This is a genomic window from Methylococcus sp. S1M (assembly GCF_051295855.1).
Lineage (GTDB): Bacteria > Pseudomonadota > Gammaproteobacteria > Methylococcales > Methylococcaceae > Methylococcus > Methylococcus capsulatus.
Genome location: NZ_JBPDXO010000005.1, coordinates 197,010 through 216,973 on the forward strand (window position 1 = coordinate 197,010; position 19,964 = coordinate 216,973).

Genomic DNA, 19,964 nt, shown 5'->3' on the forward strand with positions numbered 1-19,964 from the left:
CTCTGGGACGTAAGGTCGGGTCAGCCCTTGGGTCTGACGTGGACATAATAGGCGTGGCTGCGTTCGCAGCCATCCTTGCTGAACCCGCTGACCAGTATCCGTACTCGGGAGCCGGGTTGGTCGATCGGGGCGTCGGGGCGGCCTTCGACGGTCAGGCGTCCGCTGCGCTGCGGCGTGATCGTGGGCGCAACCGGCTTCCCGTCCACCCAGATTTTCAGCGTGGCGCCGTCGGTGTTGTCGGAAGCCGTGAAGGAAAACCGGTCGAAGATTTCCACGCTCGAATCGTTCGCGGGCGATTCTTCGAAAAACAGGGGTGGGGTGCAATCGAGGATCAGGCCGCCGTGATGGCTGAGGGCGGCGCCCGAGGCCATCACGGGGACCAGCGGCAGCGGTAGACAGGCGATGATCGTCTCGAATCTCATGGCGTGGCTCCTTGTTTATGCGTGGTCGCCGGCTGCCCCGCCGTCGAGGAGTCGTCCAGTTGCAGGGCTTCGGCGAGGTAAGTTATCAGAATCCGGGCGGTGGCATCGACCGTCCCGCCGTAGGCGATGACGCCGTCGGAGTGGCCCAGCATGGCGATCAGCGGCACACCGCGTTTCGTGGCCAGGGCCGCCACCGCCAGCGCCATCGCCGGAGTGCCATACTCGATCTCCGGCGCCGTGGTCCGCAGGCCGAGCGTCCCGGCGTGGCGCCAGATTTCGGGGGAATGGGCATGCATGACGCAGTGCCATGCCGGATCGGCACGATAGACGGCGGCGTGCGTCAGGGCTTCGGAGGACGGCGGGATGGGGCCGCGCGCCTCCAACCGGTTCGTTTCCAGATCGAAGCCGTGCACCTCGCAATAGTCGTCGGCGGTCAGATGCATGCGTCCGCCGGTTTGGGTCCCGCTGATCAGGAAGCGGATACCGCCGTCGGGGAGGCGAAGGCTGACGTTTCCATAGGCAAGGCCCCCGTAGCGCTGCGGATCGCACCCGTTGAGACCCAGCATCCGGATGATGCTGCGCCATGCGTTCAGCTCCCGGATAAGGTCGGGGTGCGGCAGGGGGGCCGGTGTGAAAATCAGCCGGTATCGGGTGACGCCTTCACGGCCTGTCATCATCGGACGTTTGTTCCTGAACGGGTGGCGAACAGGAAGAGCACTGTACAAGCGCTGATCCAGCCCGCGGAGAGATAGCCGATGATGGCGTCGTAGGAGCCCACCAGTACGCCGAATGGTCCCGCGTTGCCGTCATGGGTGAAAGACTTGCACGTCTTGATGACAAAAACCCATCCTGCATGGATGCCGATGCAGTAGCCGAGACCCTGTACGGTCCGCGCACGCATGCAGCCCAGGAACACGCCCGCGCACAACAGCGCCAGAAAGGAGCTGAAGTCGGCTTCCGTGATGCCATTGCCCACCGCATCCGCCAGCACCGTGAAGCCGCTGTCCCAGTTCAGTTCGCTCTCCCCCAGTTTCAGCCGGCTGCGGAGGAAATGCGGCAGCGTGTAATAGAAGGATGTGATGGCGATGACGTGGGCGGGACCGACGAACTTTGCCAGAATCGCGAAGGTCAAACCCCGGAACAGCAGCTCTTCGCTGGTCGCCAGCAACAGCGCGACTCCGACGTGCTTGAGCAGCAATACTGGAATGGAAGGGTGGCGGGCCGCCTGGATTTCGCTGAACACGCGGATGTCGAGTGCCATGATCACGGCGACGTGCAACCCCAGCATCACCAGGCCCAAGCCGAGCCCGATGCCGATCTGGCGGACGAACACGGCGTAACTGGCGGGAAAGCCTACCGAGCGCCAGCCGATCCCTAGCCGTCTCGCGCCCAGGATGAGACCGGCGAAGAGCAGCAGCAGGGTGCCGCGGCTCAGGATCGCGGTGATACCGAGCGTGCTGGCACTGAGCCGGACCAAGGGATAGCTGAGGGCAGCGACGAGGATCAGGGCGAGGGCGAGGCAAACGAACGGAGCAAGCGCGGCGGCGAGAGCGGAACGGAAGCGCATCGGGAGGATGTGAAAATTTGTTGAAATCCCTATAATATGGCGTGACTCTTTGCCGAAACCGGCCCAATCGTCTGCCATGTCCGCGCTTTCCTGGTGCCCGTCCTGCCAGACGCCGCGAGTATAATTGAACCATGAATTCATTGCGAATGTGGCGAAACTGGTAGACGCGCTGGATTTAGGTTCCAGTGGGGAAACCCTTGAGAGTTCGAGTCTCTCCATTCGCACCACTCTCGTTGGCCTGCCCGCCATCCGCCTTCAGGCGGTGAAGCGCATCCGGCACATCTCCGATTGAATGCACCCACGCCCAAGTTGAACCCGAGGTATTTCGAGTATGCAAGTGTCCGTTGAAACCGTCTCCGAGTTGAGCCGGAAAATGACCGTGAACGTCCCCGAAGAAAAGATCCGGGAAAAGGTCGAGTCACGCCTGAAATCCTTGGCCCGCGAGGTCAGGTTGGACGGCTTCCGTCCCGGCAAGGCGCCTGCCGGCCTCGTCCGCAAGCGCTTTGGCGCCCAGGTGCGGGAGGAGGTGCTGTCGGAGATGATCCAATCCAGTTTCCATCAGGCCGTGAACGACGAAAACCTGAGGCCGGCCGGCATGCCGCGAATCACGGCAACGGCCATCGGGGAAGGGGAGGGGCTTTCCTACATCGCGGACTTCGAAGTCCTGCCGGATTTCGAACCGTCCCCCCTGGAAAACCTGCAGTGCCCGCGTTTCGTCTGCGAGGTGACGGAAGGCGATCTGGAAGCGATGGTCCAGCGGTTGCGGGAGCAGCGCCGTACCCGACGTGCCGTGGAGCGTCCGGCCGCCTTGAATGACGAGGTGGTGATCCATTTCGAAGGCAAGCTGGGGGAGGAAAGCCTTACCGATGGCCGACTCGAAAATTTCCGCGTCGTGCTGGGAGGGAGGCCACTGGTCCCGGGGTTCGAGGAAAAGCTGATCGGGGCGGAAGTAGGAAGTCGGCTGGCCTTCGAGCTGGATGTCCCCGCGGACTACGGCAACGAGAAACTGGCCGGCAAGACGGTCGCGTTCGATGTCGAGGTCGTCGGGATCAACGAGAGCGTGCTGCCGGAAGTCGATGCCGATTTCGTCAAGACCTTCGGCGTGGATGGCGATGTCGAGGCGTTCAGGGCCGACGTCCGAGCCAATATGGAGCGGGAAATGCGGCGCGCCCTCAAGGCTCGCACCAAGTCGGCCGTCCTGGACGCCTTGCTGGCGGCCAATTCCTTCACTTTGCCCGAAGTGCTCGTGGCGGATGAACTCAACGAGCTGCTGCAGCCGTATCACAAGGCGGCCGAGCAGGGGAACCCGGGCGTCGAACTGGAAGCGCTGAAGGAGCGCTATACCCCGCTGGCGAAGCGGCGCGTGGCTTTGGGGCTGATCCTGAGCAAGCTGATCGACGAGAACAAGCTCAGCGTGGACCGGAAGCGAGTGCGCTCCACCATCGAGGAGCAGGCCCAGAGCTATGAAAATCCGGAGCAGGTGGTCAACTGGTACTATTCCGACAAAAATAACCTGCGTGAAATCGAAAACCTGGTGCTGGAGGATCAGGTCGTGGATCTGATCCTGTCCAAGGCGGCAGTGACGGAGCAGCGCGTGGATTTCGCAACGCTCATGGCGCCGGCCGGTGCCACGGAACAGCAACCCCAATCGTGAGACCCAGGCCGATGATGACGGACGACAGGGGCTTGAAACGGCCCGAGACAGCTGCGGGCGGGCTGGTGCCCATCGTGATCGAGCAGTCGGCGCGCGGCGAGCGTGCCTTCGACATTTATTCGCGGCTGCTGAAAGAGCGCGTGATTTTTCTGGTGGGCCAGGTCGAGGACTACATGGCCAATCTGGTGATCGCGCAGTTGCTGTTCCTGGAATCGGAGAATCCCGACAAGGACATACATCTCTACATCAACTCCCCCGGCGGGCTGGTGACGGCGGGACTGGCGATTTACGACACCATGCAGTTCATCAAGCCGGACGTCAGCACCCTCTGTGTCGGCCAGGCCGCCAGCATGGGGGCGCTGCTGCTGGCCGGGGGCGCGGCCGGCAAGCGCTACTGCCTGCCGCATTCGCGGATCATGATTCACCAGCCGCTGGGGGGATTCCAGGGGCAGGCCTCGGACATCGACATTCATGCCCGGGAGATTCTGGCGGTGCGCGACCGCCTCAACAAGATTCTCGCCCATCACACCGGCCAGCCCATCGAGAAGATCCAGATCGACACCGACCGCGACAACTTCATGGGGGGGGATGACGCGGTGAGTTATGGTCTGATCGACAAGGTGTTGACCCACAGGACCGTGACAGCGGCGTGAATGTCGGATAGATTGGGGCCCTGAGAGGGTACCGGCTGCAGGCGCGGGTCCGCCCGGTGGGCGGATTCCGCTGCGGGAAACGAAGAGGTAAAGCGATGAGCGAGGATAAACACGGCAAAGACAGCGGCGGCAAGCTCCTGTATTGCTCATTCTGCGGGAAAAGCCAGCACGAGGTCCGCAAGTTGATTGCGGGGCCGGCAGTGTTTGTCTGCGACGAATGTGTCGAGCTGTGCAACGACATCATCCGCGAGGAATTGCAGGAGAGCGCCTCCACGGGCGCCGACAAGCTGCCCAAGCCGAAGGAGATCAAGAAAGTTCTGGATGAATACGTGATCGGCCAGGAGAAGGCCAAGCGGATTCTCTCGGTCGCCGTCTACAACCATTACAAGCGGCTGCGCGCCCAGCAGACCCACAGTAAGAAGAACGAGGTCGAACTGGCCAAGAGCAACATCCTGCTGATCGGTCCGACCGGTTCGGGCAAGACCTTGCTGGCGGAGACGCTCGCGCGCCTGCTCGACGTGCCTTTCACCATCGCCGATGCCACCACGCTGACCGAGGCGGGCTATGTGGGTGAGGATGTCGAGAACATCATCCAGAAAATCCTGCAGAAGTGCGATTACGATGTGGAAAAGGCGGAGCAGGGAATCGTCTACATCGACGAGATCGACAAGATTTCCCGCAAGGCCGACAACCCCTCGATCACCCGGGACGTCTCCGGCGAAGGCGTGCAGCAGGCCTTGCTCAAGCTGATCGAAGGGACCGTGGCCTCCGTGCCGCCGCAGGGCGGGCGCAAGCATCCGCAGCAGGAGTTCCTGCAGGTCAATACCGCCAACATCCTGTTCATCTGCGGCGGAGCCTTCGCGGGCCTGGAGAAGATCATCCGCTCGCGCTCCGAGCAGGGCGGAATCGGGTTCGCAGCAGACGTCAAGAGTAAGGACGACAGCCGCAATGTCGGCGAGGTGCTCGCCGACGTCGAGGCCGAGGACCTGATCCGCTACGGTCTGATACCGGAATTCGTCGGGCGCCTGCCGGTGGTGGCGACGCTGGAAGAGCTGGACGAGGCGGCCCTGGTGCGCATCCTGACCGAGCCCAAGAACGCCTTGGTCAAACAGTACCGGCGGCTGTTCGAAATGGAGTCCTGCGAACTGGAGATCCGTGACGACGCGCTGGGCGCCATCGCCCGCAAGGCCATGGCGCGCAAGACCGGCGCACGGGGCCTTAGGACCATACTCGAGCATACGCTGCTGGATACGATGTACGAGCTGCCTTCCTCGGAACGGATCTCCAAGGTGGTGGTCGACGAAAAAGTCATCAACGGGGAAAGCGAGCCTCTGATGATTTACGACAACAGCCTGGAAAAGCAGGCGGCGGCAGCGGACTGATAAGCCGCGTGACACTTGCCCGCTTTTCCTTTCCGGCGTGTGCGCATTTTGTTGTGAGCGATGCTTGTAATTGCGCGCCCCGCCCTCAACTCACCGATGTGACTCAAAGACAATCGAGAGGGTGCTCCGATGGAAAATTCAGGCGTCGAACACGACATAACAAGTGGCGAACGGTGGGTTCCGGTTCTGCCTTTGCGCGACGTGGTGGTCTATCCCCACATGGTCATACCCTTGTTCGTCGGGCGGGAAAAATCGATTTTCGCGCTGGACAGCGCAATGCGCGACAGTAAACAGGTCTTGCTGCTGGCGCAGAAGGACGCGGAAGTCGATGATCCTGGTTTCGACGACCTCTACCGAGTGGGTACGCTCTCCAACATCCTGCAATTGCTGAAGCTGCCGGACGGTACCGTGAAGGTGCTGGTGGAAGGAGCCCAGCGCTGCCGAGTGGAGGACATTCGCCTCGCGGACAGACACTACAGTGCCAGTGTTTCCGAGATTCGGGAGGTTCCCGGTGTCGACGAGCGGGAGCTGGACGTCCTGATGCGCACCGCGACCAATACCTTCGACCAGTATGTCAAGCTGAACAAGCGCATCCCTCCCGAAGTGCTCAACTCGCTCTCGGGGATCGATGATCCGGCGCGACTGGCCGATACCATCGCCGCCCACATGACGGTCAAGATCGAGGACAAGCAGGCGATCCTGGAGAACAGCGCAATCTCGGCCCGGCTGGAAAAGCTGATCACGCTGATGGAAGCCGAGGTCGACATGCTGGAGATGGAACGGCGTGTGCGCGGTCGCGTCAAGCAGCAGATGGAGAAGAACCAGCGCGAGTACTACCTGAATGAGCAGATGAAGGCCATTCAGAAAGAGTTGGGCGAGATGGAGGAAGTGCCCAACGAATTCGAGGAGTTGGCCCGGAGGATCGAAAAGGCCGGTATGCCTCAGGCGGCCCGGACCAAGGCGGAAACCGAACTCAACAAGTTGAAGCTGATGTCCCCGATGTCGGCCGAAGCCACGGTGGTCCGCAACTACATCGACTGGATCGTGAATCTGCCATGGAAGAAGCGCACCAAGGTGAGTCACGATCTGCAGCAAGCCGAGGAAATCCTCGAAGCCGAGCACTATGGGCTCGAGAAGGTCAAGGAGCGTATCCTGGAATATCTGGCGGTGCAGCAGCGCGTCAAGAAGATCAAAGGACCGATTCTCTGCCTGGTGGGGCCGCCCGGTGTAGGCAAGACCTCCCTGGGGCAGTCCATTGCCCGCGCGACCAACCGCAAATACGTCCGCATGGCCTTGGGCGGCGTCCGTGACGAGGCGGAGATCCGCGGTCACCGGCGGACCTACATCGGCTCCATGCCGGGCAAGATCCTGCAGAATCTGTCCAAGGTGAAGACGCGGAATCCGATGTTCATGCTGGACGAAATCGACAAGATGGCCATGGATTTCCGCGGTGATCCGGCGTCCGCTCTGCTCGAGGTGCTGGATCCGGAACAGAACCATACCTTCGCCGACCATTACCTGGAAGTGGACTTCGATCTCTCCGAAGTCATGTTCGTGGCCACGGCGAATACGCTCAACATCCCGCCAGCGCTGCTGGACCGCATGGAAATCATCCGCCTTGCCGGTTACACCGAGGATGAGAAGGTCAACATTGCGATGCGCTACCTGGTGCCCAAGCAGATGAAGAACTGCGGGTTGAAGGATACCGAGCTGCACATCGGCGAAGCGGCCGTCCGCGACATCATCCGCTACTATACCCGGGAGGCCGGGGTCCGCAGTCTGGAGCGGGAAATAGCCAAGATCTGCCGGAAAGTGGTCAAGAATCTGCTGCTCAAGCCCACCCACAAGAAAGTATCGGTCACTCCGCGCAATCTGGACGACTACCTCGGCGTGCCGCGTTTCCGCTTCGGCCGCGCCGAGGAAAGCGATCAGGTCGGCCAGGTCACGGGGTTGGCCTGGACGGAAGTGGGGGGAGAGCTGCTGACGATCGAAGCCGTGGTCATGCCGGGTACCGGTAAACAGACCTACACCGGCAAGCTCGGCGAGGTCATGCAGGAATCGATTCAGACGGCGGTGACCGTGGTCCGGAGCCGCGCCGAAGCGCTGGGTATCGATCCCGCGTTTTACCAGAAGCACGACGTCCACATCCACGTGCCCGAAGGTGCGACGCCCAAGGATGGACCGAGTGCGGGCATCGGTATGTGCACCGCTCTCGTTTCTTCCCTGACGGGCATCCCGGTGCGTTCGGACGTGGCCATGACCGGCGAAATCACCTTGCGTGGCGAGGTGCTGCCCATCGGCGGACTGAAGGAAAAGCTGCTGGCGGCGCACCGCGGCGGTATCACCACGGTCCTGATTCCCAAGGAAAACGAAAAGGATTTGGCCGAAATACCCCGAAACATCAAGCAGGACCTGGATATTCGGACCGTCCGGTGGATCGACGAGGTGTTGGCCGTCGCCTTGCAGCGGTTGCCGGAACCAGCCTCACGGGTACCGCCGCCTACCGAGGAGTGCGCTCCGAAAACGGTGGGTGCGAGCGGGGGTCTGACCGCGCATTGAAGGGCCGGAAGGCAAGGATTCCGGGGCTTGTGCGCCTTGACACGGCTTTTTTTGCGCTGCTAAAGTGCGGCAGCTAGGGGGGACGCCAGTTCCACTGGATTTACGGCCCGGCATTCCGATGCAGCGGTACAGTCAACTCAAATAGGGGAAAGAAATGAATAAAGCGGAACTGATTGAAGCCATCGCCGATGCGGCCAATCTCACGAAGGCCGATGCGGGGCGTGCTCTGGATGCAGTGATCGACGCCATTACCGATGCGTTGAAGAAAGGCGATACGGTCTCGCTGGTCGGGTTCGGCTCGTTCGCGGTCAAGGAGCGTGCAGAGCGTCAGGGGCGAAATCCGCAGACGGGCGACAGCATCACCATCAAGGCTGCGAAAATTCCGTCATTCAAGTGTGGCAAAGCGCTGAAAGATGCTGTAAACTAGTCGTTCTTCAGTTGGGGTGCTTAGCTCAGCTGGGAGAGCATCGCCCTTACAAGGCGAGGGTCGTAGGTTCGATCCCTACAGCACCCACCAAGAGAATCGGATCATTGGAGCGGTAGTTCAGTTGGTCAGAATACCGGCCTGTCACGCCGGGGGTCGCGGGTTCGAGCCCCGTCCGCTCCGCCATATCGAAACCCCAGGCATTCGCCTGGGTTTTTTTTTGGGCTCTAGTTTGTCGTATCCATCAACGATAGTCATTCCGGTACCGATATATGCTGCAGGCCATTCGTGATAAAGCGCAGGGGATTTTTGCCTGGGCGATGTTGATTCTCGTGGGTATTCCTTTTGCTTTTTGGGGGATCAACAATTATTTCGATTCGGGCAAGGAAGCACCTGTCGCGGTCGTCGGTGACCGGGATTTCTTCGAACGCGATGTGGTCCAGGCCTATCAGCAGGACTTGGCCAACCTGGTCGGTCTGGGGGATGTCGATGAAAAGCACCTGAAACGGCAAGCGCTCGAACGTTTGGTGCGCGATGAACTGATTTCGCAGGCCGCGGCAGGCGAAGGGCTGGCTGTCCCCGATTCGGCGGTGCGCGCTTTCATCCAGACGTTGCCGTATTTCCAGACCGACGGCAAATTCGACAAGGACAAGTACAACGTCATGCTTTCGGCCCAAGGGATGAGTTCGCCCGTTTTCGTCGAGCAGGTCAAGCGTGCGCTCCTGATGGAGCAGTTTCAGCGGGGCATAACCGATACCGCTTTCGTCACGCGGCAACAGGTGGAGGCTTTCTTCCGTCTGAAGAACCAGGAGCGTGAAATCGAGTTCGTGACGGTGCCGCTGGCGAAGGCAGATGAAGAGGTGTCCGAGTCATCGATCGACGAGTATTACCGGTCGCACCCGGACGAGTTCCAGTCCCCGGAGACCGTCAGCGTGAGTTATCTGTTGCTGAGCCTCGACGATGTGGCGAAAGAGGTGAAGCCCACTGAGGAGGAGCTGAGGAATTTCTACGAGGAACAAAAGACCGGTTTCACCACGGAAGAACGGCGGAAGGTGAGTCATATCCTCGTTACCGTGGATCCGGCCAAGCCTGAAGACGAGGCCGCCGCACTGGCGAAGATCCGACAGATCCGGGAGCGTCTGCTCAAAGGAGAGGATTTCGCCAAACTGGCGAAGGAAACCTCCGACGATCGGGTTTCCGCCGAGAAGGGCGGTGACCTCGGCGTGGTCACCAAGGGGGGCATGGAACCGAACTTCGAGAAAGCGGCATTGGCCCTGTCCCAGGGCGAGGTGTCCGAACCGGTCCGGACCTCTTTCGGCTATCACTTGATCAAGGTGACGGAGCTGACACCCGCCACCACCAAGCCGTACGAACAGGTGAAGGACGAAGTCGCTGCCGGTTTTCGCAGGAATGCGGCGGAGAACAGGTTCTATGATCTGGGACAGAAACTCACCGAATTCGCCTTCGAGCACCCCGACACGCTGGAACCGGCGGCTCAGGCGCTGGGTTTGAAGGTCGAGGAGACGGGCCCATTCACCCGCGAGAGCGGAGAGGGAATTTCTGCGGACGAGGGGGTGCGCAAGGCGGCTTTCAGCGAGGAGGTGCTGGGCGGGAAGAACAGTGACGTCGTCGAGGTCGGGGCGGACAAGGTCGTCGTGCTCAGGCTGAAGGAGCATCGCCCCGCAGAAACCATGTCGCTTGCTGAAGTGCGCGAGCGGATCGTCAGCTTGCTGCGCGACCGGGCGACTAGGCAGAAGACCGAAGCTCTCGCGGAGGCGGCGCTCAAAGAGATGGGGGAGGGCAAGACCTTGGGGGATGTGGCAAAGGCCCACAACTGGAAAGTCACCGGTCCCCTCACGGTTCGCCGCGATGCCTCGGGGGTGGCGGCTGCCGTCGTGAATGCCGCGTTCGGAACCCGGGAGTTGAACCGGCCGATCCGGGTGGCGCTCGAAAACGGCGACCAGGCGATCCTCCGCATCGCGGCGATCAAGGAAGGCGAGGCGGCGCCGGAGGCCGAAAAGGACATGGAAACAGTACGCCAGTCTTTGGCGCGGGTGGCCGGCCAGCGGGAGTTCGCCGCCTTCATGGCGGAGATGCGCAGAAGTGCGGACGTTTATATCAAACCCGACCAGGACTGAGCCGTTTCTCTGTCATCGCCGCAGGATGATTTGACGGGCAGCAGGAGGTCGGATGGAGTTCGACATTCTGCTGGTCGTCGGCATCGATGCGGTCGGCATTGCCCGGTTCCCCCGAATTCTGCACGATGCCGGCTGCCGGGTGACGCTGCTGGCACCACCGGGGCTAGCAGTGGCGCGCTCGCGTTATGTCAGCCGTCACGTTGCCACGGCCGCCGGACCGGAAGCGCTGCCGAGGCAGCTCCAGACCTTGTTGGCCGAACGGCATTTTCACCATGTCATCGTCGGCGACGAACCGACCCTCACGGTCATCGCCCGGCATCGTGGCGAGGCATGGCTGGACGGCTGGTTTCCGGTCGACCACCGCAGCGATGCCGTCGAGGTGATCCTGTCGAAATCGGCCTTTCAGCGGGCGGCGGGCGCAGCGGGTTTGACCACTCCGAAATCCGAAGTCCGCACCGGCCTGGCCGGACTCGAGGCGGCGGCGCGCGCCATGGGGTATCCCGTCATGCTCAAGAAGTCGCACGGTTGCAGCGGTTCGGGCGTCCGCAGGGTGGCGGGAGAGGCCGAACTGGGAGCGGCCTTCGAGCTGCTGAACGAAGGCAATGGCACGCTGCTGATCCAACAGTTCCTTGATGGCCGGGTCGGTTCTTCCGACGTGCTGTTCGACCGCGGCGTGCCGGTGTGCCGGCAGTCCTGGTATTCCCGTCAGTGCTGGCCGACGCCGCTGGCATCCTCCTGTGTCCGCGAGGCGATGGCCCACCGTGAGATCGGGCCGATGCTCGCCGGCGTAGGCGCGCTGAGCGGATTCCATGGTTTCGCCGGCGTGGACTGGGTGCACGATACGGAACGGGACCGTATCTATCTGATCGAATTCAATCCGAGACCCACGCCGACCTACCACCTCGACGTGCTTTCCGGGGTCCGCTTCGCGGACAGCTTCCACGCCATACTCGCAGGGACGCGCAGTGCCGGATGCCGGGAGCCGTCGGCAGCGGCATGCGGCAGGGTGGTCTACCTGTTTCCGCAGAGCCTTTATCGCGCCATTGCTGAATGTGACCTCGACAGTCTGTGGCGGTGCTGGAGCGATGCGCCATGGAGCGATCCCGTCCTGATGGCCGCTCATCTGCGCCGGGTTTTGACCCATTTCCTGCCCGTGCGTTGGCGGCAGGCGGTGAAGCGCCTCCTGGGCCGATGAGCCCACTTTTAGCGGGTGGCGACAAAGGCGAGAATGAGACCGGCCACCACGTTGCCGACGATGCTCACGACCAGTTCCCGGGTGAAGAAGGCGCCGGGTCTCATCTTGCCGATGCGGGGATTCTTGTGTTTGGCCGTGATCTCGATGCTTCCCGTCGAGAGGTTTGCTACGGTCGACCGCACCAGTTCCACCACCTGGGTTTCGCTGTGAATGGCCGGATGATACTTGACCAGCAGGGTACCGGTCGTGATGTTGGGCTCGGCGTGGTAAATGCCCTTGGCCGCTGAATCCTTGAGAATCGACTGTTTGAGAATTTCGGCATAGGTCTGCCGGTAGCGGATGAGCGGCACCCGGAAGCGGATCCGGTTGGGAACCTTGTCGTGGACGATGGAAACGAGTTCTGCCGTCGGCTGCGTCATGGAAAGGGTCCGGTATTGAAATCTAAGGGCGGTCGGGATACCAGGCGGTCACCCGCGACGTTCCCGTCCGGATCGGAATGTTATCATCGTTGCCCATCATCCATGATGACGGAACGTCTGCCCGTGTTGTCCCGAATCCGGCTCACGCTTTCCTTGCTGCTGCTGGGTCCTGCCTCGGCTGGGGCCGGGCTCACAGGGCCCGCGAACTATTGGGAATGCATCCTCCACGGTATGGAGGACGTGAAAAATGACCCGGTGGCACGGGAAGTCATGAAAATCTGTCTCTCGGACTTTCCCGACGGCTTTTCCGTAGAGGAGCCGCTGGAAGGAACGCCGACGGAATGCATCCTGAAGCATGGCGAAGACGTGTCCAGCGCCTTGGCCGCCCAGCAGATCCACATCGCCTGCAACGTCCTTTATTCCCGGCCGTGAGCTTCAGCCGCCGCTGAATTCCGCCGTTCCTGCCCGTACCAGCAGTTTCAGGTAGCGCTCGTAACGGGCCGGTGAAAGTGTCCCCGCTTCGACGGCTTCGCGTACGGCGCACCCCTTGTCCCTCACGTGGCGGCAATCGTTGAAGCGGCATTTGCCCAGGTAAGGGTGGAAGTCGCGGTAGGTCTGTGCCAGTTCGGTCGGATCGACCTCTGCCAGCCCGAAGACGGCCACGCCGGGGCTGTCGATCAGTTCGCCGCCCCCGGGCAGTGAGTACAGGGTGGCCGAAGTGGTGGTGTGCCGGCCTAGGCCACTATGGGCCGAGAGCCCGCCGATCCGCAGGTTACGGTCTGGGAGCAGGGCATTGGTCAGCGAGGATTTCCCCACGCCGGACTGCCCGCTCAGCATGCTGCAGCCTGTATGGAGCATGGACCGCAGGGCGTCCAGTCCCGCCCCGGTCCGGGTGCTGATTCGGAACACCTCGTAGCCGGCGGCCTCATAGTCGCGCAAAGCCCTCTCCAGGGCGGACGCACCCACCAGGTCGATCTTGTTGAGGATGAGAGCGGCTGTGATATGCCGGTATTCGCAGACCGCCAGGATCTGGTCCGCGAGCAGCCAGTCCGGCTCGGGCTCCGGCGCCAGGACCACGAAGACCCGGTCCAGATTGGCCGCGACCACGCGAACCCGGCCGCCGTGGGCGGGTCTGACCAGACTGGATCGGCGCGGCAACACCTCCAGCACCCTGCCTTGATCCCCCTCACAGGGCTCCCATCTCACATGGTCGCCGACGGCGGCATCGCCCAGCCGGCGCCGGGTGTGGCAGAGGACGATACGGCCGGTCTCGTCCTCGACCGCCAGCCCCTTGCCGAGGTGGCAGACCACCCGGCCTTGCCTGATTGCCTGCATGACGGCGGGGGCCGTCGCTAGATCTTCGCGCTCAGATGATCGATGCGTATCGCGGCGGGCGGATGGCTGTAGTGAAAAGCGGCGTACAGCGGGTCCGGAGTGAGCGTGCTGGCGTTTTCCCGGTACAACTTGACCAGGGCATGGACCAGGTAGCGGGCACGGGTCTGGCTGGCGGCGAAATCGTCGGCCTCGAATTCATAGCGTCGCTGCACATAGGCCACGATCGGTTGCAGGAAGACGGAGAACACCGGCGACACCAACATGAACAACAGGAGAGCGGTGGCATGGGACTGCTCCCTGACGCCGAGGCCCTGATAGAGCCAGTCCTCCCCCGTCAGCCAGCCGAGCAGGGCGAAACCGGCCAGCGTCACCAGCGCGGTGCCGGCCAGCATCTTCAGTACGTGGCGGCGTTTGAAGTGACCGAGTTCATGGGCCAGCACGGCTTCGATCTCGTCGTGGTCGAGCGAATCGACCAGGGTGTCGAAGAACACGATGCGCTTGTTGCTGCCAAACCCCGTGAAGTAGGCGTTGCCGTGGCCGGAGCGTCTGGAGCCGTCCATGACGAAGATGCCTTCCGAGCGGAAGCCGCAGCGTTCGAGGAGGGCCTCGATACGCGCCTTGAGCGTCGCGTCCGCGAGCGGGGTGAATTTGTTGAACAAGGGGGCGATGAGGGTCGGGAAGGCCCAGCTCATCAGGATCGAGAAGGCCATCAGGATGGCCCAGGCGACGATCCACCACTGGGCGCCGGCGCTGTCCATCACCCAGAGGATCAAGGCCAGCAGCGGGGCGCCGATGACGAGGGAGAGCCCGGTCTGCAGCGCCAGGTCGATGGCGAACTGGCGGGGAGTGGTGCGGTTGAAGCCGAAGCGTTCCTCGATCCGGAAGGTTTGGTAGAGGTTGAGCGGCAGTTCCAGCAGTTGGGAAGCCAGCAGCGTGGTCAGGACGATGCCCACGCCGGTGGTGATCGGCGGAAGCCCCCAACCGTTCCAGACTGCGGCAATCGCATCGATCCCGCCGCCCAGGGTGAATCCCAGCAGGATCGCGATGCCGACGATGCGCCCGACATCGTCGAGACTCCCCTTGGCCAGGGTATAGTCCGCTGCTTTCTGGTGGTCCTCCAGCGACACTCTGTCCCGGAATGCGTCCGGCACATGGTCGCGGTGCAGACGCACATGGCGGGCCTGGCGCCGGGCCAGCCAGTATTCAAGCCCGGAGGAGACGGCCAGAGCCGTCAGGAACAGGGTGGTGACGGTATTCATGCGGTATTGTCGGAAATCGGTTTCGTCAATCGGCGCTAGAGGGTAGCCTTTGATAAAATCCGTGACAAGTTTGGAACCCTCCCAGACACTTGGAAGGACGGCATGGCTCAGGACGCACAAAACCTCATCTGGATCGATCTGGAGATGACCGGGCTGGACCCCCAGAACGACGCCATCATCGAAATCGCCACCATCGTCACCGACGGCCAGCTCAACGTGCTCGCCGAAGGTCCGGTGCTGGCCATCCATCAGCCGGAGTCGGTGCTGGACCGCATGGACGACTGGAACCGCAAGCAGCATGGCGAATCCGGGCTGACCGAGCGGGTGCGGCGCAGCACGATCGACGAAGCCGAGGCGGAGCATCTGACGCTGGGGTTCGTCAGTGAATGGGTGCCGCCGAACGAATCCCCCATCTGTGGCAACAGCATCTGCCAGGACCGCCGTTTCCTCGCCCGCTGCATGCCCCGCCTGGAGGCCTATTTCCATTACCGCAACCTCGACGTGTCGACGCTGAAGATCCTGGTCGAGCGCTGGGCGCCCGCGCTCAAGGAAGGTCTGCAGAAGCAGAGCACCCATCGGGCGCTGGACGACATCCGTGAATCCATCGCGGAACTGCGGTATTACCGCGACACCGTGCTCAAGATCTGAAGACCTTGGCGCGGACGGTCCTCATCGTCGGCTGCGGCGACATCGGCCGCCGGGTGGCCCGGTTGGAATCGGCCGAGGGGCGCGGAGTTTACGGCTTGGCCCGCTCGCCGGAAACGGCGGCGCGGCTGGTGCGACAGGGTATCGCCGCCGTCCACGGCGATCTGGACAAGCCCGATTCCCTGGCTGGTCTGAGCGGAGGTTGGACCACGCTGTATTATTTCGCCCCCCCGCCTGCCGCCGGCGACGGCGATCCGCGGCTGGCGGTCTTCTTCGAGGCCTTGCCGGTGAGACGCCTGCCCGGCAAGGTGGTTTACGTGAGCACCAGCGGCGTCTACGGCGACTGCGGGGGAGACTGGGTGGACGAGGGGCGGCCTCCCCGCCCGCAAAACGCTCGCTCTCGCCGTCGCCTGGCGGCAGAGGAAACCCTCATGGCCTGGAGCCGCCGATACGGAGTCACGGTGGTGATCCTGCGGGTGCCCGGTATCTACGGCCCGGGGCGGTTACCGTTGGAGCGCTTGCGCGCAGGGGTGCCGGTGGTGCGGCAGGAGGAGAGTCCCTATTCCAACCGCATTCATGCCGACGATCTGGCCGAAGTCTGTGTCGCCGCGGGCAGGCGGACTGCGGCCGAGGGCGTATACAACGTCAGCGACGGTCATCCCACCACCCTGACCGATTATTTCCATGCCGTCGCCGACCGCTTCGGCCTGCCGCGGCCGCCCGCGATTTCCTTGGCGGAAGCCAGGCGGGTGCTGAGCCCGGAGATGCTGTCGTTCATGGAGGAGTCCAAGCGCCTCGACAACGGCCGGATGTTGCGCGAACTTCGTCCGCGGCTGCACTATCCCGACCTGGAACGGGGCCTTGCAGCCTGCTCAGGGGGCCATCCCCAAGGTTTCCAGGTAGCGCCGTGCGCTGATGGTCTGCGTGTATTCGGCCACCGCCCGACGTAGGCATTCCGCCGGCAGCGGGTGATCGAGCGCATGCGCCATGGCCGTGGCCAGCGCTTCGACATCGCCGACCGGAACCAGCGGGCCGTATTCGCCGCCGTTCAGCAGTTCCGCCGGCCCGCTGGGGCAGTCGGTCGAGACCACCGGCCTGCCCAGCGCCATCGCTTCGGTCAGGGCGTTCGGCGAGCCTTCCCACAGCGAGGACAGTACGAACAGGCTGCAGCGCGCGATCAGACCGTGTGGGTTCGCCAGGAAGCCGGTGAAGCATACGTCCTCGCTCACGCCGAGTCCATCGGCCAGCCGCTCCAGTTTTTCCCGGTCTCCGCCCTCGCCGACGATGACGAGCCGGCAGATGCGGTCCCGGCGGAGCCGGGCGAAGGCGGCGATGAGATCGGGGAACCCCTTCTGCCGGGTCAGCCGGCCCATGCCGACGATGAGAGGGATTGCCGGATCGTTCGGCCATGGATGGTCGCAGGGCAGGGCGGCCTGCCGTTCCAGTGCCGGAGTGATGACGGGATTGCGGATCACCCGGACCCGCTCGGAGGGCAGGGCGGTTATCGAGAGAATGTCGTCTTTCACGCCCTGGGAGACGGCGACGATCGCGTCCAGGTGCGGATAGAACAGCCGCATGCCGGTGAACCAGGCCAGTTCCCTCAACCGGCCTTTGCCTTTGAGTGCGGCCGATACCGTCGTGCCCAGCCGTCCCACCAGCCGGGCCTTCGATCCGGCCAAGCGACGGGCCAGCAGGGCGACCCGGATGGCGCGATCCTTGGCGGCGAGGACGGCGTCCGGTTTTTCCTCGCGGAGGTAGCGGGCCAGACCCGGCAGGGCCGTGAAAGTGTGGCGGACGTTCAGCTTGACGATGCGCACGCCGGCCGGGATCGCATCCAGGTGCTCTCCCTGGGCGCGCGCCAGCACCAGATCCACGGCGACGCCGGCGTCGAGAAACCCGGCGGCCAGATTGGCGATCATTTTCTCCACGCCGCCCTGGCCGGAGAACGAGGCGAAGATGGCCAAGCGTGGCGAGGAGGTCCGGGGTGCGGTCACGGCTTCAGCGCTGCAGGATTTCCAGGGGATCGGTCAGCGCCTCCGGCCGCTCGCCATACCCGGAAATGAACAGCCGGTGCCAGATTGCGAACTGGATGATGGCCCAGAGCATGGCGCTGCCCTGGCGCTCGTCACGGCAGCGGGCGATCAGCGCCCGGATGCCGGCGGGTTTGAACCAGGGGGTGAGTGCCGGGTGTTCCGGTAGAATCCGGTTCAGCCGTTCGAGAAAAGGCTCGTCCAGCCATTCGCCCAGGGGGACGTGGAAGCCGCGCTTCCTGGCATAGAGCTGCTCCGCCGGCACCAGCCGCTCGCCCCAGCGCTTGAGGAACAGCTTGCCCTGGCGTCCCTCGATCTTAAGGCGGTCGGGCAGGCTCAGGCCGAATTCGACGACGCGGTGGTCCAAGAACGGCACCCGCCCTTCCACGCCCCAGGCCATCAGCATGCGGTCGGCCTTGACCAGCAGGTTGTCGGGCAGTGCGTGGCAGAGGTCGACGTACTGCATCCGCTGCAGATCGCTCCATTCCCGCGGCGTCTCCCGCCAGGATTCCTGCACCGGCCGCCGGGCCGATTGCGCGGCAGCCAGCAGGGCGGGGCCGAACAGCGTCTTCGGCCAGCGTCCGCGGAAGCTGCCGCGGGTGCGGAAACCGCCCGAGCCGGGCGCGAGCAGGCTCTTGAACAGACGTTCGAGCGGCGATGTCCGGTAGCGTCCGTAGCCGGCGAACACTTCGTCCCCGCCCTCGCCGGAGAACACCACCTTCAGTTCTTCGCCGGCTGCCCGGGCCAGCAGGGACGTCGGCAGGCTGGCATTGTCGCGCATCAGATCGTCCGCCGCCCATACGGTCAGCGGCAGGCTGTGGAGGATGTCTTGCGGACCGGGCCGGATCTCGCGGTGGCGGCTGCGGAAACGCCGGGCCAGGCCTTCGGCCAGCGGCAGTTCGTCGGTCAGCGAGGTGCCGGGAAAACCGACCGAGAAGGTGCGGATGGGCTCGCCGGAATACCGGGTCAGCAGGGCAAGCAGCAGGGAGGAGTCGACGCCGCCGGAGAGAAACAGCCCGAAAGGCACGTCCGAGCGCATGTGTTCGACCATCACTCGCTCCATCAGCGCATCGAAGCGCGCTGCCGCTTCGTCGAAATCCAGCTCTTCCGTGCGCACGGCGAGCGGTGACCAGTAGCGGAAGCGGCGGGTCGTTTTTCCGGCTTCGACGACCACGGCTTCGCCCGGCAGTACCCGCTCCACGCCTCGCAGGACCGTCGTGGCGCCGGTGGAAAACTGGTTTTGGAAATACTGGGCCAGCCCTTGCGGATCGATTTCCCGGGGCTGGTCGAGCAGGGGCAGCAGGGCCTTGATTTCGGAGGCGAAGGCGATGCCGTCCGGACGCCGAGCCAGAAACAGCGGTTTTATCCCTAAGCGATCACGGGCCAGGATCAGGCGTCCTTCGAGGGCATCGTACAGTGCGAAGGCGAACATGCCCTGGATACGCTCCAAAAAGCCCTCCCCGAAGGCGAGGTAGGCATGGAGGATGACCTCCGAATCCGACTGGGTCTGGAAACGGAATCCCGCCGCCGTCAGCTCGGAGCGCAGTTCGATGAAATTGTAGATTTCGCCATTGGCTATCAGCGCCAGCCTCCGGTCTTCGGAAAACAGGGGCTGGTGGCCGCCCGCCAGGTCGATGATGGAGAGGCGGGTATGCCCCATGCCGAAGCGGCCGTCGAGGAAGATGCCCCGGTCGTCGGGGCCCCGATGGGTCAGCTTGGCCACGGCCTGGTCGAGCCGGAGCTCGTCAGCAGGGAGATTGCAGTTGAACAGGCCGGCAATGCCGCACATGGTGCCCGGTTCTCGAAGAGTCGGTATGGGAGAGAGTGTCGCCGCCCCGTTGGCCCGGTGGGAGTGGGATTTGCGGCCGATCGTGCCTTCAGTCGGAATTGCCGAACGGCAGTCCCAGCCATTCCGGACCGGTGTCGGATTTCACGCCCATGGCTTTTTCCAGGGCGCCCAGCCGGTTCTTCACGACGTTGGATTCATGGGTCTTGCGCAGCATGTCGAGCACATAGGCCAGACGGGTGCCATCGTTGCAGTCGATCCGGCCGGCGCGCATGTCGCGGTAGACCGCGGCCATTTCCTTGCGAATCGCCTCGAGCGAGGCATCCACCGCCGGTTCCCGGCCGAGCCGGTCATACAGGGCCTCGACGTCCTCGAAGTCGCTCTGGCCGGTCTTTTTCCTTTCCTCGTTCGCCCGCCTCTCCTTCCACCAGTCGGCCATGCTCTTTCTGCTCATGAAATCCCCCTCATTGGTTGTTGGCAAGCCCGTGTCGCCATT

General features: G+C 63.3%; 19 protein-coding genes and 3 tRNA genes. 13 read left to right on the forward strand and 9 right to left on the reverse strand.

Features of this window, described 5'->3' with window-relative positions:
* Positions 1-20: 20 nt before the first annotated feature.
* The 3 genes from ACSHWJ_RS10890 to ACSHWJ_RS10900 are packed head-to-tail and all read right to left on the reverse strand — an operon-like array spanning position 21 to position 2,067.
* Positions 21-422 carry a hypothetical protein gene (locus tag ACSHWJ_RS10890; RefSeq protein ID WP_017364908.1) on the reverse strand — a complete coding sequence of 134 codons (402 nt, stop codon included), beginning with the start codon at positions 420-422 and terminating at the stop codon, positions 21-23.
* Positions 419-1,099, reverse strand: a complete 681-nt coding sequence (locus tag ACSHWJ_RS10895) for a class II aldolase/adducin family protein (protein ID WP_432539787.1) — start codon at positions 1,097-1,099, stop codon at positions 419-421. Before ACSHWJ_RS10895 ends, ACSHWJ_RS10890 begins: the two co-directional genes overlap by 4 nt.
* Complete coding sequence (locus tag ACSHWJ_RS10900; RefSeq protein ID WP_432539788.1) at positions 1,096-2,067, reverse strand: CPBP family intramembrane glutamic endopeptidase; 972 nt, start codon at positions 2,065-2,067, stop codon at positions 1,096-1,098. The genes ACSHWJ_RS10895 and ACSHWJ_RS10900 overlap by 4 nt, the downstream gene beginning before the upstream one ends.
* A gap of 64 nt (positions 2,068-2,131) precedes the next feature.
* Here ACSHWJ_RS10900 and ACSHWJ_RS10905 point away from each other — a divergent pair.
* From ACSHWJ_RS10905 to ACSHWJ_RS10950, 10 genes are all read left to right on the forward strand, one after another.
* Positions 2,132-2,216: transfer RNA gene (locus ACSHWJ_RS10905), tRNA-Leu, on the forward strand.
* Positions 2,217-2,320: 104 nt separating this feature from the next.
* A complete protein-coding gene (gene tig, locus ACSHWJ_RS10910) occupies positions 2,321-3,643 on the forward strand; it encodes a trigger factor (protein ID WP_041360712.1) in 1,323 nt (440 codons plus the stop codon).
* Between the two features lie 32 nt (positions 3,644-3,675).
* Positions 3,676-4,296 carry an ATP-dependent Clp endopeptidase proteolytic subunit ClpP gene (clpP, locus tag ACSHWJ_RS10915; protein WP_275450022.1) on the forward strand — a complete coding sequence of 207 codons (621 nt, stop codon included), beginning with the start codon at positions 3,676-3,678 and terminating at the stop codon, positions 4,294-4,296.
* A 95-nt stretch (positions 4,297-4,391) separates the two neighbouring features.
* Positions 4,392-5,678 carry an ATP-dependent Clp protease ATP-binding subunit ClpX gene (gene clpX, locus ACSHWJ_RS10920; protein ID WP_010959878.1) on the forward strand — a complete coding sequence of 429 codons (1,287 nt, stop codon included), beginning with the start codon at positions 4,392-4,394 and terminating at the stop codon, positions 5,676-5,678.
* A gap of 129 nt (positions 5,679-5,807) precedes the next feature.
* Complete coding sequence (gene lon / locus ACSHWJ_RS10925; protein WP_218797283.1) at positions 5,808-8,237, forward strand: endopeptidase La; 2,430 nt, start codon at positions 5,808-5,810, stop codon at positions 8,235-8,237.
* Positions 8,238-8,391: 154 nt separating this feature from the next.
* Positions 8,392-8,664 (forward strand): HU family DNA-binding protein, encoded by a 273-nt coding sequence (locus tag ACSHWJ_RS10930; RefSeq protein ID WP_010959880.1) that lies wholly within the window; start codon positions 8,392-8,394, stop codon positions 8,662-8,664.
* Between the two features lie 14 nt (positions 8,665-8,678).
* Positions 8,679-8,754 (forward strand) — tRNA-Val (locus ACSHWJ_RS10935).
* 16 nt (positions 8,755-8,770) lie between these two features.
* A tRNA-Asp gene (locus ACSHWJ_RS10940) sits at positions 8,771-8,847 on the forward strand.
* A gap of 86 nt (positions 8,848-8,933) precedes the next feature.
* Positions 8,934-10,799 (forward strand): SurA N-terminal domain-containing protein, encoded by a 1,866-nt coding sequence (locus ACSHWJ_RS10945; protein ID WP_218797284.1) that lies wholly within the window; start codon positions 8,934-8,936, stop codon positions 10,797-10,799.
* Positions 10,800-10,851: 52 nt separating this feature from the next.
* Positions 10,852-11,994: an ATP-grasp domain-containing protein gene (locus tag ACSHWJ_RS10950; protein ID WP_218797285.1), complete on the forward strand. Its 1,143-nt coding sequence runs from the start codon at positions 10,852-10,854 to the stop codon at positions 11,992-11,994.
* 8 nt (positions 11,995-12,002) lie between these two features.
* Here ACSHWJ_RS10950 and ACSHWJ_RS10955 read toward each other — a convergent pair whose 3' ends face one another.
* Positions 12,003-12,413 carry a hypothetical protein gene (locus tag ACSHWJ_RS10955; protein WP_143708445.1) on the reverse strand — a complete coding sequence of 137 codons (411 nt, stop codon included), beginning with the start codon at positions 12,411-12,413 and terminating at the stop codon, positions 12,003-12,005.
* Between the two features lie 123 nt (positions 12,414-12,536).
* Here ACSHWJ_RS10955 and ACSHWJ_RS10960 point away from each other — a divergent pair, with 123 nt between their 5' ends.
* A complete protein-coding gene (locus ACSHWJ_RS10960; protein ID WP_249385113.1) occupies positions 12,537-12,845 on the forward strand; it encodes a hypothetical protein in 309 nt (102 codons plus the stop codon).
* Between the two features lie 3 nt (positions 12,846-12,848).
* Here the strand turns inward: ACSHWJ_RS10960 and rsgA are convergent, their stop codons facing one another.
* Complete coding sequence (rsgA, locus tag ACSHWJ_RS10965; protein WP_218800951.1) at positions 12,849-13,748, reverse strand: ribosome small subunit-dependent GTPase A; 900 nt, start codon at positions 13,746-13,748, stop codon at positions 12,849-12,851.
* A gap of 17 nt (positions 13,749-13,765) precedes the next feature.
* Positions 13,766-15,007: a M48 family metallopeptidase gene (locus ACSHWJ_RS10970; protein ID WP_218797286.1), complete on the reverse strand. Its 1,242-nt coding sequence runs from the start codon at positions 15,005-15,007 to the stop codon at positions 13,766-13,768.
* Between the two features lie 102 nt (positions 15,008-15,109).
* Between ACSHWJ_RS10970 and orn the strand changes: the two genes are divergently transcribed.
* Together orn and ACSHWJ_RS10980 are read left to right on the forward strand one after the other, a co-directional pair.
* On the forward strand, positions 15,110-15,655 hold the full coding sequence (gene orn / locus ACSHWJ_RS10975) for an oligoribonuclease (RefSeq protein WP_218797287.1): 546 nt from the start codon (positions 15,110-15,112) through the stop codon (positions 15,653-15,655).
* Positions 15,656-15,660: 5 nt separating this feature from the next.
* Positions 15,661-16,602: an SDR family oxidoreductase gene (locus ACSHWJ_RS10980; RefSeq protein WP_218797288.1), complete on the forward strand. Its 942-nt coding sequence runs from the start codon at positions 15,661-15,663 to the stop codon at positions 16,600-16,602.
* Here the strand turns inward: ACSHWJ_RS10980 and ACSHWJ_RS10985 are convergent.
* The 3 genes from ACSHWJ_RS10985 to ACSHWJ_RS10995 form a co-directional block, all read right to left on the reverse strand.
* Positions 16,525-17,646 carry a glycosyltransferase gene (locus ACSHWJ_RS10985; RefSeq protein ID WP_218797289.1) on the reverse strand — a complete coding sequence of 374 codons (1,122 nt, stop codon included), beginning with the start codon at positions 17,644-17,646 and terminating at the stop codon, positions 16,525-16,527. The genes ACSHWJ_RS10980 and ACSHWJ_RS10985 overlap by 78 nt on opposite strands.
* Before the next feature lie 4 nt (positions 17,647-17,650).
* On the reverse strand, positions 17,651-19,471 hold the full coding sequence (gene asnB, locus ACSHWJ_RS10990) for an asparagine synthase (glutamine-hydrolyzing) (protein WP_432539791.1): 1,821 nt from the start codon (positions 19,469-19,471) through the stop codon (positions 17,651-17,653).
* Between the two features lie 88 nt (positions 19,472-19,559).
* Positions 19,560-19,922, reverse strand: a complete 363-nt coding sequence (locus ACSHWJ_RS10995; protein WP_143708446.1) for a hypothetical protein — start codon at positions 19,920-19,922, stop codon at positions 19,560-19,562.
* Between the last annotated feature and the right edge of the window lie 42 nt (positions 19,923-19,964).